General features: G+C 41.6%; 10 protein-coding genes. 6 read left to right on the top strand and 4 right to left on the bottom strand.

Going from position 1 to position 13,876, the window contains the following annotated elements; translation table 11 throughout:
• The first annotated feature begins 3 nt into the window (after window positions 1–3).
• The 5 genes from H8S63_RS05115 (at window position 4) to H8S63_RS05095 (ending at window position 7,322) form a co-directional block, all read left to right on the top strand.
• Window positions 4–1,896 (top strand): RagB/SusD family nutrient uptake outer membrane protein, encoded by a 1,893-nt coding sequence (locus H8S63_RS05115; RefSeq protein WP_186925928.1) that lies wholly within the window; start codon window positions 4–6, stop codon window positions 1,894–1,896.
• Window positions 1,897–1,915: 19 nt separating this feature from the next.
• Window positions 1,916–3,061, top strand: coding sequence for a SusE domain-containing protein (locus H8S63_RS05110; protein WP_186925927.1), 1,146 nt, complete (start codon window positions 1,916–1,918; stop codon window positions 3,059–3,061).
• Between the two features lie 24 nt (window positions 3,062–3,085).
• Window positions 3,086–3,598, top strand: coding sequence for a hypothetical protein (locus H8S63_RS05105; RefSeq protein ID WP_186925926.1), 513 nt, complete (start codon window positions 3,086–3,088; stop codon window positions 3,596–3,598).
• A gap of 34 nt (window positions 3,599–3,632) precedes the next feature.
• Complete coding sequence (locus H8S63_RS05100) at window positions 3,633–4,694, top strand: family 43 glycosylhydrolase (RefSeq protein ID WP_186925925.1); 1,062 nt, start codon at window positions 3,633–3,635, stop codon at window positions 4,692–4,694.
• 84 nt (window positions 4,695–4,778) lie between these two features.
• Window positions 4,779–7,322 carry a glycoside hydrolase family 31 protein gene (locus tag H8S63_RS05095; protein WP_186925924.1) on the top strand — a complete coding sequence of 848 codons (2,544 nt, stop codon included), beginning with the start codon at window positions 4,779–4,781 and terminating at the stop codon, window positions 7,320–7,322.
• A 530-nt stretch (window positions 7,323–7,852) separates the two neighbouring features.
• On the opposite strand, the gene H8S63_RS05090 is transcribed toward H8S63_RS05095, so the two are convergent.
• From H8S63_RS05090 to xerD, 4 genes are all read right to left on the bottom strand, one after another.
• Window positions 7,853–9,391: a YifB family Mg chelatase-like AAA ATPase gene (locus H8S63_RS05090; protein ID WP_186925923.1), complete on the bottom strand. Its 1,539-nt coding sequence runs from the start codon at window positions 9,389–9,391 to the stop codon at window positions 7,853–7,855.
• A 13-nt stretch (window positions 9,392–9,404) separates the two neighbouring features.
• Window positions 9,405–10,475 carry a thioredoxin-like domain-containing protein gene (locus tag H8S63_RS05085; RefSeq protein WP_186925922.1) on the bottom strand — a complete coding sequence of 357 codons (1,071 nt, stop codon included), beginning with the start codon at window positions 10,473–10,475 and terminating at the stop codon, window positions 9,405–9,407.
• Between the two features lie 112 nt (window positions 10,476–10,587).
• Window positions 10,588–12,282 (bottom strand): tetratricopeptide repeat protein, encoded by a 1,695-nt coding sequence (locus tag H8S63_RS05080; protein WP_186925921.1) that lies wholly within the window; start codon window positions 12,280–12,282, stop codon window positions 10,588–10,590.
• Window positions 12,283–12,418: 136 nt separating this feature from the next.
• Entirely contained in the window at window positions 12,419–13,378 is a 960-nt protein-coding gene (xerD, locus tag H8S63_RS05075; RefSeq protein WP_186925920.1) for a site-specific tyrosine recombinase XerD, read from the bottom strand.
• Between the two features lie 72 nt (window positions 13,379–13,450).
• On the opposite strand from xerD, the gene aroQ reads away from it, so the two are divergent.
• Window positions 13,451–13,873 carry a type II 3-dehydroquinate dehydratase gene (gene aroQ, locus H8S63_RS05070; RefSeq protein WP_186925919.1) on the top strand — a complete coding sequence of 141 codons (423 nt, stop codon included), beginning with the start codon at window positions 13,451–13,453 and terminating at the stop codon, window positions 13,871–13,873.
• Window positions 13,874–13,876 lie beyond the last annotated feature (3 nt).

The following is a 13,876-nucleotide window of genomic DNA, read 5'->3' as shown; positions in this document are numbered from 1 at the left end:
ATCATGAGTTTGAAGAAATATATATTTGCCGGATTGATAGGCATCGTATCGTTGGGTTCCTGTACGTATCTTGACAAAGAACCGGATACGGAGATTGATATAGATATGGTCTTTGAAAATAAGACAAAGGTAGAATCTTGGCTGGCTAATGTATACAGCCGTATTCCTAATCCGGGAAATGACTGGTTGAATAAATACGGATGGGAAGTATTTGCGGATGACCTGACTGCTTCCGCACGTTGGCAACAGTGGGACTGGCCTAATATCACTAAGATTCTTGGTGGATGGACGCCTAATACACAATGGGCGGGTAATTTCTGGGATGGTCTTCCTCGGAAAATACGCCAGGCTTACATATTTATTGAGCGGGTGCATGCATTGCCTGAGGCCGATCTGTCACAGAAAGAAGTGGATTATATGAAAGCGGAAGCGCGTTTCCTTGCAGCTTATTATTGGTGGCAATTGTTGGAGACTTATGGACCGATTCCTTTTAGACCCAATTACATTGCTCCTACTGACTTTACTCTTTCGGACTTAATGGTGGGACAGAGACCGTTTGACGAGATTGTCAGTCATTTGGATAATGAAATGCTGGAAGCGGCAAAGCAACTGCCGCCTGTATGGCAAAGTGTAGAGAAATATGGTCGTATCACTTCCGTTATGTGTCTGACTATTCGTGCAAAAATGTTATTGTTTGCAGCCAGTCCGCTTGTGAATGGTAATGAGTGGTACATCGGGCATAAGAATAAGGAGGGAGAAGAACTGTTTAATTCTACTTACAGTCAGGAAAAGTGGGTAAAGGCTGCTGAGGCTTGTAAACTTTTGCTTGATGAGGCAGACCAGGCTGGATACCGTTTGTATGTGGAATATAATGAAGAAGGAGAGATTGACCCTTTCACTTCGCTTGAAAATGTTTGGTTCACCAAGTTTCAGGATGGAAATAAGGAAATTCTGTTCCCTTACACAAAGCAGGATGCTTATCAAAGTTATCAGTTCTATACCAATAAGGCTGTGACTAAGGAGTATGGTGGTGGAAATGGTTTGGGAGTATATCAAGGGCTGGTAGATGCTTTCTTTATGAAGAACGGGCTTCCGATAACGGATGACAATGCAGAATATGTGGAAGGAGGTTTCTCTACAGAAAAAGAAACAAGAGTCACTGAGTGGACAGGTGGAACAGGACAAAAGGGAGAAGTGACTGCAGAAGGGACTTATAATATGTATTGCAACCGCGAACCGCGTTTCTATACAACGGTGAGTTATAATGGTTCTTGGTATGCCTTAGCCGGACGTAAATATGAGTTCTTTAAGAACCAGAAAGATAACGACTACACACACGATGCTCCTCAAAATGGTTATTTGGTTCGTAAAAAAGTATATCCTCAGGATAATCCGAAGAATGGCAGTTATAAATGGCGGCAAATGTTCTTGTACCGTTTATCAGCTTCTTTCCTTGATTATGCCGAAGCAATCAATGAGGCTTATGATAATAAGGTATCCCGTGAGGAAGCGTTGAAATATGTAAATAAGGTGCGTGAACGTGCAGGTGTGCGGCAGTATACATTGAATACTGTTTCATTGGATGACCCTAAATATATTCATGTAGATGACAATCAGCTGGCAGTACGTGAGGTAGTTCGTATGGAACGGCGTGTTGAACTTTGTTGCGAAGGTTCACGCTGGTCGGATATCCGCCGTTGGAGAATCGTTGAGAGTCTTCCTGAAATGTGTGGAGATGACTATGGCATGAATTATGGTGGAACGAACAGTAATGAGTTCTATAAGAGAACTGTATTCCAGACACGTGTATGGAAAAGGGCAATGTATTGGATGCCGGTATATTTCGAGGAGATAAATAAGAATCCTAACCTTGTTCAGGCTCCTTTCTGGAATTAATTAAATGAAAAGCATGATTATGAATAAGATAATGAAATTAATATGCTTGCTCTTTCTGGTATCGATAGTAGCGAGCTGTAATAAAGATCCGGAGTACTACACACTGGAAACACCTGCAGACCAGATGCTATTAAAGGCTTCTTCTACCGAACTTACTTTGGAGAAAGAGAAGGAGAACGAGACTGCGGTTACTTTTACGTGGAACGCTGCAGCACAGCGTGGTGGTGCTGACGCCAGTATTGCTTACTTCTTTAGAATGTATATGGCGGACTTACACTCCAATGTCACTAGCTTATATGAAATTGAAGCCGGAGAACGCTCTATCAGCTTCACGCATAATGAACTGAATGATATTTTGGCTTCTTGGAGCATACTTCCCGGAGATAAAGTTACTATCGAGGCAGAGGTAATCGCTCAAGTGAATTCGTCTGCTCAGTATTTGAAACCGGAATTGTCGAAAACACAATTCGATGTGGTCGGGTATGATAAGAATGCTACTGCGATTTATATGGTGATGATAACGGAAGATGGTGAAAGGTCTATGCGGAGAATGACGGAAAAAGTTGTCGGTTCGGGAATCTACCAGTCACAGGCAGAATTGAAACCATGCAAGTACTTCTTTGCGCTCAGTGCAGAATCGGATTATCCATGTTACATGAAAGGCGAAAATGGAGATAACTCTTTGCAGTATGTAGCGGAAGATGGTGATTATGAGATGCTGGAGAATACAAAGAGCGGTACATATACAATAGTAGTCGATCTGAATGTATTTGATGTGAACATAGTCAGTTTGTATCCTTTGCCGAAAGATGGTATTTGGATTGTCGGTAATTCTTGTGATGTAGGTTGGGACTTAGGAGTGGCTAAAGAGAAGGGGGCTTTGCAAAGTAAGGATCCACGCCATCCGGAGCTTTGGACCTATACTGGCAATTTCTATTACAATGGCGGCAGTAATGAATTTAAACTTTCAGTGGAACTTGATTGGGGTGGTAAATTCTTCTTTGCTCCCGTCAACCTTGCCAATCCGGCAACAGAACATGAACTTGGAGAAGCGAGATATCAAGGTGACGGTGGAGACTTGAAATGGAGCGTAGCATCGGATGGTAAATACACTTTGACAGTAGACCTTGACCAAATGAAGATATATCTGAATCCTGCTGAGTAATCTTCATAATGAGTTAATTAAAATATGGAAATCATGAAAAAACTGTTTATTATAATCTGTTTGCTTGCCAATATAGTTGTGTTGGGAGCCTGTGGCGACGTAGAAAGTGCGGGTGAACCGCAGCCGCGTGTACCGAGAGTGGAAGTAGAGTCAGAAAATTACTATGTACAAATTGTGCAGGAGAATATTGATGGAGTTGCCTTCGTCTACCGTTGGCTGGATATGGATACGGCATCGAAATATGTCATAACCCTGGGCCTGGAAGTGGATGGAGAAACGACTGAGACAATAGGAGTAGAGGATAAGAGTATATTGACCTATGACGGAGTGCGTGAACTGCTTTTTACTAACCGGCAGATCATGGAATACATGAGAACCTTTGGATTGGATGGAAAGGAAGCTCAACTGAGCATTACATTGGAAGCGTTCCAGGCAGATGGTACGCCAATTACTTCCGAAGCAGCTAAGGCATCAAAGACCTCTAAGATCGATATTATATTGGGTCCCGATGTGGAATTAAATCCGGATTTGGAATAGAATAGTAACAATTAACAAGAAAAACTCAAAACTTATGTATATGCAAAATATAATCGCGCTTGGAATGATTTCCCTATTCACTTGGGGGTGCGGTAATAGTGACAAGCAGAAAGGTGAAACGGTGCAAACGCCGTTGGTAGACAAAGTGTGGTATTCAAATCCGGTTATAGACTCCGATAATCCGGACCCGACAGTGATAAAGGCAGAGGATGGCTATTTCTATCTGTACGCTACGGGAGGTAATACATGGATACATAAGTCTAAGGATCTGGTACATTGGACTTATGTGAGTGGTGCCTATGAGGAAGATAAAAAACCGTCATGGGAGCCGGATGCTGGTATCTGGGCACCGGATATTAATTATATCGATGGTAAATATGTAATGTACTACTCTTTGTCCAAATGGGGCGGTGGAGAAACTTGTGGTATTGGAGTTTCCGTTTCGGATAGACCGGAAGGGCCGTTTACCGACCAAGGTAAGTTATTCCGGAGCAATGAGATTGGCGTGCACAACAGTATCGACCCTTTCTATATCGAGGATAACGGCAAGAAGTACCTGTTTTGGGGAAGCTGGTATGGTATTTGGGGAGTTGAGTTGAGCGAGGATGGCCTTTCGCTGAAAGGTGGAATAGAGAATGCGAAAGCAACAAAAATCCAAGTTGCTGCCAACACCGGAAACACGAATGCTTACGAAGGGTCCTATATATTGAAAAGAGGCGATTATTATTATCTGTTCTGTTCTACCGGTACCTGCTGTGAAGGTGCGAATAGTACCTATCAGACGGTGGTATGCCGTTCTACAAATCTTTTCGGTCCTTATGTAAATAAGGCGGGCGAAAAGATGAACGATAACAAACATGAGGTGTTGATACATAAGAATGATGCATTCCTGGGCACAGGGCACAATGCTGAAATAGTACAAGATGATGAAGGTAAAGATTGGATAATCTATCACGCTTACCGCACTTCCGATCCGTCTTTGGGTCGCGTAGTCTTGCTTGATAGAGTGTATTGGGATGACAACGGATGGCCTTATCTCGTAGGAGATGGTCCGGTTGTGAAGGCGGAAGCACCTGCTTTCAAGGATAATAAGTAATTGGTATGAGATAATTGCAGCTATATAGCTGCAATTATCCTAATTTTGTTCTCGGATTTTAAATTTATAGGTTTTAAAAATGTTATGAAAAAAAAATTACTGCTAAGTTTGCTTTGCATTTTACAGAGTGTTCTATTTGCACTGCAAGCACAAAACACACAACGGAATATCGCATATACGGATGATAACGTGAGATTCACAGTCATCTCCGACGGGGCTCTCCGCTTGGAATATGCTCCGGATGGGAAATTTGTAGACGACAGATCGCACATGGCTATCAATCGCCTGTATCCTCAAGTAGATTACAAACTGAAAACAAGAGGAGGATGGGTTGAAATAACGACTTCTAAGATGAAGATGCGTTATAAGAAAAACAGCGGACAGTTTACGGATAAGAACTTAATTATCACCGCAGCTAAAGAAATGCTGCCTTTTTCCTGGAAACCCGGTATGCAACAGAAGGGTAACTTGAAAGGTACTTATCGTACATTGGATGGCATGGATGGTGATACGCAGACACAGACTTGGGTGGCTGATACAAAGAAGGGTGAAAAACTGAAACTGGAAGATGGTCTGCTGGCTACGGACGGCTGGACTTTCATCGATGATTCGCAAGGACTTCTGTTTGATAATGATAAGGACTGGGATTGGGTGAAAGAGCGTCCGGCTAATGGCGGGCAGGACTGGTACTTCATGGCTTATGGACATGATTATAAAGCAGCTCTGAAAGATTATACTCTTTTTGCCGGAAAAGTGCCGTTGCCACCCCGCTATGCGTTCGGTTACTGGTGGTCGCGCTATTGGTTGTACTCTGATAAGGAATTCCGCAATTTGATTGATAATTTCCATACGTATCAGATTCCTTTGGATGTATTGGTAGTAGATATGGACTGGCATTATACGGAACAAGGAAAAGGCGGTTGGACTGGTTGGACCTGGAACAGGGACCTGTTTCCGAATCCGAAAGGATTCCTCGGATACCTCAAACAAAATGACGTGAAAATAACCCTCAACCTGCACCCTGCGGATGGAGTGGCTTCTTATGAAGAAAAATATCCTGAACTGGCAAAGGATATGGGAATTGATCCTCAGTCCAAACAAACGATTCCATGGATAAACTCAGATAAGAAGTTTATCAAGAATATGTTCAAGAATGTATTGACTCCGATGGAGAAAGACGGGGTTGATTTCTGGTGGCTGGATTGGCAGCAAGGGATCTATGACCCGAAAATGAAGAATTTGAGTAATACCTGGTGGATTAATTATGCCTTTTTCAGTAATATGGAAAAGAACCGGGATACGCGTCCTATGTTGTACCATCGTTGGGGAGGTTTGGGAAATCATCGCTATCAGGTCGGTTTTTCAGGTGATGCGGTTGTATCATGGAAATCATTGGATTTTCAGCCTTATTTCAATTCTACGGCTTCTAATGTATTGTATGGCTATTGGAGCCATGACTTGGGCGGACATATCGGCGAAAGTATCGATCCGGAAATGTACACTCGCTGGTTGCAATTCGGAGCTCTAAGTCCGATTATGCGTACGCACTCGCAAAAGAGTGCCGGTTTGAATAAAGAACCGTGGGTGTTTAACAAAGAGTATTGTGATATTCTTCGTAAGACAATCCGGCAGCGTTATGAGATGGCTCCGTATATTTACACGATGGCCCGTAAAGGGTATGATGAAGGGTTGTCACTTTGCCGTCCGATGTATTATGACTATCCGGAAAGTAAAGAGGCTTATGAATTCCGCAGTGAATATATGTTTGGAGATGATATTTTGGTTGCTCCCGCTACGGCTCCGGCAAAGGATGGTTATGTACAGGTGCGTGCGTGGTTGCCCGAAGGTGAGTGGTATGAAATGCATACCGGTACTTTGCTGAAAGGCGGTCAGATTGTAGAGCGTCCTTTTGCTATCGACGAATATCCGATTTATGTAAAGGCAGGCGCTGTATTGCCAATGTACACAAGCAAAGTAATGAACTTGAATGGCAATGACGAAGAAGTTGTAATTACCGTATTCCCCGGTGGAAATGGGGCGTCTTCCTTTAGTTTCTACGAGGATAATGGAAACGATAAGAATTATGCGTCAGAATATGCTGTGACTAAACTGACAGCTTCCCGCCAGGGACAGGAACAAACAATTGTTATCGGCAAGCGTGAAGGACAATATAAAAATATGCCTGTTTCCCGTTCATTTAAAGTGAAGGTGCTCTCATCGCTTGTCCCGCAGTCTGTTACTGTGAACGGACAACCTGCAAAATACGAATACTTAGGTGAAGAGTTTGCCCTTTCTGTCGATTTGCCGGTTTTGTCTTGCGACCAGGAAAAGGTCATTAAGATAGTTTATCCTGCGGAAACGGCTGATATGAACGGTTTATTGGGAGCATCAAGACGAGTTGCCAAATCTATGGAGCAGTTGAAATATCGTGATTCATATATTTGCTTTAAAGAAGAATTTGGTAAGATGGGAAGTTTAAGTGAAGCAGTTACTTATGCTCCGGACAAGATTTCTTCTTTAGTTTCCGATTTCTGGAAAAGTTATAATGATTTTCCGGAAGTTCTGAAACGCCAAGGTTTGAGTGACGATAATAAGGCGTGGTTCTTGCAGTCTATTTGCTGGAAATAAGAGTGTAGATGGACGGAATGATGAAGAGGAAATCCTTTTCGGACACTTTCCTCTTTTGTTTTTCGGGCTGAAACCTGTCAGGGACTTGACAAATGCATTTTAATGTTGTATCTTTGTAGCTCAAGGAAATGGATTTCTGCCTGATAATAACTGAAAAATTAGATAAAAATGAATATAGAAGTAGTATAATATAGTGACAATTGTTCTCTCTCTTCTTGGACTATACCAGGAGATAGAGTATCTGATATAGGCTAAGGCTGCGAATTTTGTGGAATTTGCAGCCTTTTTTGTTGTAAAAAATAGACGATAAAAGCCGAATTCGCAATTTGAGATTTTATAATAAACTTGGATACCGTTTATAATAAACTGCTCAAAAGTTTATTATAAATGTATCATACGTTTGTGTACTAAGCTGTAATGATATTTGATGGAACGTTTTCCTTTGTGTGGTATCTTTCGGGATTGAGGTAATTATAGTATACAAATAGTGTAGTCTCTTACTTTTACAAGATGGAGCGGAAGGCGGCTCTCTATCCCGCCCAGTTCTCTCTATCCAGATTCCGATAACTGATGGCTTCTGCCAAATGAGCGGAAAGAATCTGTTCACTTCCTTCTAGATCGGCAATGGTACGCGCTACTTTCAATATACGGTCGTATGCGCGTGCGGAAAGATTGAGGCGTTCCATTGCATTTCGCAGCAGGGAAAGTCCTTTGTCATCCGGCCGCGCATAAATGGATAATAGCTTGCTGCTCATCTGTGCATTGCAGTAGATTCCCGGATACTCAGCATAGCGTTTTTCTTGTATCTGACGAGCTCTGATTACACGTTTACGAATGGCGGCACTGGACTCTCCTCTTCGTTGGTCGGAGATTTTGTCAAAAGGGACTGGGATGATTTCAATCTGAATATCAATCCTGTCGAGCAAAGGACCGGAAATCTTATTCAAGTATTTCTGCACTTGTCCGGGACTGCATACACACGCTTTGGTCGGGTGATTGTAATAACCACATGGGCAAGGGTTCATGGAGGCTACCAATGTGAAGCTGGCAGGATAATCTATACTGCTTTTTACGCGGGAAATGGTGATACGCCTATCTTCCAACGGTTGTCGTAGTACTTCGAGTACGTTTCTACTAAATTCTGGCAATTCGTCAAGAAATAAGATCCCGTTGTGCGCTAAGCTTATCTCTCCGGGCTGGGGAAAACTCCCTCCTCCTACCATGGCGGTTTGTGAGATGGTGTGGTGTGGATCTCGAAAGGGGCGCTGGGTTATTAGTGATGAATTGCGGTTTAGCTTTCCAGCTACGGAGTGTATTTTGGTTGTTTCGAGACTTTCTCCTAAAGAAAGTGGAGGAAGGATGGAGGGTAATCTTTTTGCCATCATTGACTTTCCACTTCCAGGTGCACCTACCATAATCAAGTTGTGACCACCGGCTGCTGCCACTTCGAGGGCTCTTTTCACATTCTCTTGTCCTTTTACATCGGCAAAGTCAAATTCAAAGTTACTTTGTTGGGCATAGAACTCTTCCCGAGTATTGACTATGGTTGGCGCTAATTCTCGCTCATTATTGAAAAATTGGATGACTTCTTTAATATTGCTGACGCCATAAACTTTCAATTGATTGACTACGGCAGCTTCTCGGGCATTTTGTTGGGGAATGATTAATCCTTCGAAGCCATCTTCACGAGCTTTAATCGCAATAGGAAGAGCTCCTTTGATGGGCTGTATGCTTCCATCAAGACTCAGTTCTCCCATTAGCAAGTAGCGAGGGAATTTTTCGGAAGATATAGTCCCGTTGGCTCCCAGAAGGCCGATGGCAAGGGGTAAATCGTAGGCTGAACCTTCTTTGCGAATATCTGCCGGTGCCATGTTGACTATCAGGTTACTGGTCGGTATCTTATAACCGTTAACTTGAAGAGCGGAGATTATGCGTTGATGGCTTTCTTTGACCGCAGAATCCGGAAGGCCGACCAGATAGAACATACAGCCACGCGAGCTGTTTACTTCGATTGTGATGAGTGTTGCATCAATTCCTTGAACAGCCGCTCCGAATACTTTGATTAACACGTTTGGTTACTGATTATTTTTTCTTTTTGTTGTCTTTTTTATCTTTCTCTTCTGCTGCGGAAACGACTTCTTCGATTTTCTTCTTCAAATCTTCTCCACTGAGATTTTTAGCCAGGATTTTTCCGTCTGCCGACAGAAGAATGTTTGCGGGAATTTGCTTGATGGTATATTGTTTGGCAATCTCTGAATTAAGTCCGCTGAAATCACAAACTTGCTCCCAATCTAACGTGTCACGTTTTATTGCGTCTTTCCATTCTTTTTTGTCTACGTCGAAAGAGATACCGAGCATACCTATATATTTACTCTTTTTGTATTTCTTATAAAGTTCCTTTAGTTCATTGTTGTTGCGACGGTTGGATATACTATCTCCCCAAGAAGCCCAGAAGTTGATTAAAAGGTTTTTCTTTTTGAAGTCTTTTGATGTGCGGGTAATTTTTTCTCCTTTGGCATTAGGCAAACTAAAGAAGGGGGCATATTTCCCTATTTCGGTTTTTTCGGCTTGGGATATGGTTTCGTTCAACTTTTCAATATATAATTTATCTTGCAGTATTCCTGTCATGACTTCAATTAGTTTTTTTATCTTATTGAAGTCCGGAGATTCTTTTTGGACAAAATATTTATCTAGTAAATAGAGGCTTACGAAAGATGAATGATGTTGCTGTATGAATTCTTCAGCTTTTTGTTCCACATCTTTTTCGGACGGGTTATTTAAACCGCTCAGTTCTTTTTGGAAAGCTGTAAATTCTTCATTGTATGTATTGCCATCGATGGTTAGGGCTTCCAAGTTATCGGTATCTCCCTTTATTTTGATTTTATTCCCTTTATCAAGGAAAATAGGGTATTCTATCTGATTTTTAATGAGCAGAAAAGCGGAGGTAATAGTGTCTATTGGGGTTGAATAAGAGAACTTGTCGTCTTTGGTGAAAATAGTATCTATTTGGTCGCGCAATTCGTCCATACCGTATAGATAAAGTGTATCTGTTCCCAATCCTTCGATTTCTCCGGTTATGCTTACTTTCTTAGAAGACTTGCTGCAACCGAATAGACAGATGGCTATGAGGATTAAAATGCTACTCTTTTTCATTGCTTTTATTTCTTTTCTGCGAAAGTACGGTTTTTTGCAGATAAAAAAAAGAATTGCCCGTCATTTGTAATGACAGGCAATTCTTAATATTTAAAATAGAGTGGTAATTCTATTATTTAACGATGTTCATGAAATCTGCATTTGTGAAGTATTTTGCAAATTCCAAGTCTGTAGCTGCTTTCTTAGCCAATGAAGAATCTTTAGCAACTGCGCTCTTCAAGCTGCTTGTTACCATAGAAGAATTGTTAGTTCTAGCGCCTAAAACAGCCATCAAGTAGTCTGTGTAAGCATCCGGTCTTTCTACGTTAGCCAAAGTATTTTTAGCTTTGTTGTAGTCCTTAGCAAGGATCTGAGCCAAAGCAGCACTGTTAGTCTTAGAGTCACCGAATGAGTTTACTGCTCTTTCATATTGGCCTTGAGCGATGTACAGGTTACCCATAGATTCGCCAAGTTCTTTAGTTCCGGCAGCTTTACCGAATGATGCTTCTGCAGTAGCTTTGTCACCCTTCATCAAAGCGATCAAACCTAAGTTCATGTTAACTTCAGGAGTAGCGTTTACGCTGGCAGCTTTCTTGAAGTAAGATTCTGCTTTGTCATAGTTACCAGCCTGATAAGCTAATTTACCCAAGTTATTGTAAGCACGGTAATCGTTCGGGAATTGTTTTGTAGCTTGAGTATAGATAGCTTCTTGTTTAGCAGGATCGTTAGTCAGTGTAGCTGCGTACAGCAATTCTTCGATATTCAATTCAGAAGGATTGGAAGAAGCCAACTTAGCGATTTCTTCGTCAGACTTACCGATGATTTCGTAGTTCAAAGTCAAACGAGAACGACGCAACTGAGGCAGGATTTCGTCAGCCAAAGTTTTGTAAACAGAAGAAATGTTTTTGATTTCTTGTTCTCTCTGTGCAGGATCTTGATACATAGACAATACGCGGAGGATCAACTCTTTGTCTTGAATGTTAGACTTAGAAACCAGTTCTTGGAAACCTTCCCAGTCCTGTGCAGTATATTTTGCATCGATCGGAGCTTCGATTTTTGCTTTCTTCAGGTCTTTGTTCAACATCTTAGTAGTGTTGTTCTCACGGTTTTCAGCCAGTGTAGTATTCAAGCTTACACCACCATCTGGAGAAGCGTATGCAGATACTTCGATGTTGCTGATCTTCTTGTTAGCTGCTTCGTTTACGTTAGCAACTTCTTTGTTGAATTCTTTAGCAGTCTTCAACTCGCTTGAACGGATGTTAGCTTGTTGGATCAAGAACATGATGTTAGCATCGTGCTTTTCTTTGATGATACGTTGGAAAGCGTCTTCGCCCAATGCAGGATTAGCATTACCTAAAGTATTGTTAACTAATTCTGAAGTAGAAATTACACCATCAGCTATTTTCACAGCAGGAATAGTAACTTCTTTTTTACCGATAGTAGCTTTGAATTCGAGGTATAACTCGGACTTAGCCATTTCCGGAACATAGTCAAAAGAGGTTTTCATTGTGTAGCTACCACCCATCTTATAAGAGATAGATTGGTTGTTACCTTCCACCTTTTCACCTTGGAAAGTAGCCGGTTGGCCTTTAGCTTCACCGCCATTCCATTTCAATACCGGAGTAACTTCTACAACCGCTTTCTTGTTGAAATACTTTTCAGGGAATTTACCATTGATGGTAGCAGGAACTTTACCACCTACTGCTTCCAGCACTTGCGGAGTAACAGTGAAGTAATCAGCTGACAGCGGACCCATTTTTTTGCTGCAAGAAGAGAATAATGCAACAACCATTGCCATGAGTAAAGGCAAGTACAACTTCTTAGTCATTTTAGGTATAAATTAAATGTTTGTAATTGAAATATCGTCTATTCACAAACCTTCTTCTACTTTACGCAGAAAAAGTAACGCAAAGATATTAATTCTTAATATAAATATATGGATAAGGGGGCGATTTTATCATAATTTAATGAAATAATGACTCTTTTTCTTTCCGATACTTAATATTTCGGGGATGATGTTCAATAATCTCACTGCGAAGCACATTGCGGTCGATGTGGGTGTAGATTTCAGTTGTTGCGATTGATTCATGTCCGAGCATACATTGGATTGCCCGTAAATTGGCACCGCCTTCTAGTAAATGAGTCGCAAAAGAATGGCGGAAGGTGTGCGGGCTGATGTTTTTGGTAATACCTGCTTGCTGTGCTAGTTCTTTTATCATGTGGAAAATCATAATTCGCGAGAGTCTTTTACCTCTTCGTAGGCTGATAAAAACAAAATCTTCATGTCCGCTCTTGACTTCTATCTGATTCCGGTCTGTAAAATAGAGCTTTATCTCATTAATGGCTCTGGGGGAAATCGGAATAAGACGTTGTTTGTTTCCTTTCCCTTCTACCTTGATGAACCCTTCATCAAAATAAAGGTCGGATAGTTTAAGATTGACAAGTTCCGAAACGCGGAGCCCGCAGCTATATAGGGTTTCCAGAATAGCTCTGTTCCGCTGTCCTTCGGCTTTGCTGCGGTCTACAGTGGCAATGATCCGGTCAATTTCCTCTACTGTCAGTACTTCCGGGAGTTTAAAGCCTATATTAGGGCTTTCCAACAGCTCGCTGGGATCTGCTTCCAGATAGTCTGCCATGATCAGAAAGCGGAAGAATGATTTGATACCCGACAGAATGCGTGCTTGTGAGCGTGGATGAATGCCGATGTCGTGCAGGCCTGCCGCAAAACGTTGGAGGTCAGCCAGGCATACATCCAAGATATCGATCCCTTCTAAGGTCAGGAAACTTAATAGCTTGTCCAAATCTGTAAGATAAGCTTCCAGTGTGTTAGGAGATAAGGACTTTTCCAGTTTAAGATACTGCTGATACTTTCTGATTATCAGTGCTTGTTGTTCCTTCTTCTGTTTTTTTTCGTTGATTTCCATTTCTTTTCTCTATCTTTGCACCTTGAAATATTGTTCTTTGGATACAAAGGTATAAAAAAACAGGATTGTGCGATGAAGATACAAATTATTAATGGCCCGAATATTAATCTGTTGGGTAAGCGTGAACCTTCTATTTATGGAAGCGTTACATTTGAAGATTATCTTGCTGAGCTTCGCAAAAGATATGCTGACTTGGAGATCGACTATTTTCAATCGAACATTGAGGGAGAAATGATAGACTGCATCCAGCAGGTCGGATTTGACGTGGATGGTATTATATTGAATGCCGGTGCATATACGCATACTTCTATTGCTTTGCAGGATGCAATTCGTTCTGTGACATCTCCCGTGATTGAAGTGCATATATCTAATGTACATAGCCGTGAGGGTTTCCGGCATATATCCATGATTGCTTGTGCCTGTAGAGGGGTTATTTGCGGTTTCGGATTGAACTCGTATCGTTTGGCTTTGGAGGCATTATTAGAGAATAAATAAAGA

This window comes from Bacteroides sp. NSJ-39, assembly GCF_014287315.1.
Classification (GTDB): domain Bacteria; phylum Bacteroidota; class Bacteroidia; order Bacteroidales; family Bacteroidaceae; genus Bacteroides; species Bacteroides finegoldii.
The sequence above is the reverse complement of the archived record's forward strand: the minus strand, read 5'-3'. Positions and strand labels throughout refer to the sequence as shown.

Coding starts and splice junctions, on each gene's coding strand:
- H8S63_RS05100 (WP_186925925.1), top strand. CDS start 3,633: ATGTATATGCAAAATATAATCGCGCTTGGAATGATTTCCCTATTCACT.
- H8S63_RS05080 (WP_186925921.1), bottom strand. CDS start 12,282: ATGACTAAGAAGTTGTACTTGCCTTTACTCATGGCAATGGTTGTTGCA.
- aroQ (WP_186925919.1), top strand. CDS start 13,451: ATGAAGATACAAATTATTAATGGCCCGAATATTAATCTGTTGGGTAAG.
- xerD (WP_186925920.1), bottom strand. CDS start 13,378: ATGGAAATCAACGAAAAAAAACAGAAGAAGGAACAACAAGCACTGATA.
- H8S63_RS05105 (WP_186925926.1), top strand. CDS start 3,086: ATGGAAATCATGAAAAAACTGTTTATTATAATCTGTTTGCTTGCCAAT.
- H8S63_RS05110 (WP_186925927.1), top strand. CDS start 1,916: ATGAATAAGATAATGAAATTAATATGCTTGCTCTTTCTGGTATCGATA.
- H8S63_RS05085 (WP_186925922.1), bottom strand. CDS start 10,475: ATGAAAAAGAGTAGCATTTTAATCCTCATAGCCATCTGTCTATTCGGT.
- H8S63_RS05095 (WP_186925924.1), top strand. CDS start 4,779: ATGAAAAAAAAATTACTGCTAAGTTTGCTTTGCATTTTACAGAGTGTT.
- H8S63_RS05115 (WP_186925928.1), top strand. CDS start 4: ATGAGTTTGAAGAAATATATATTTGCCGGATTGATAGGCATCGTATCG.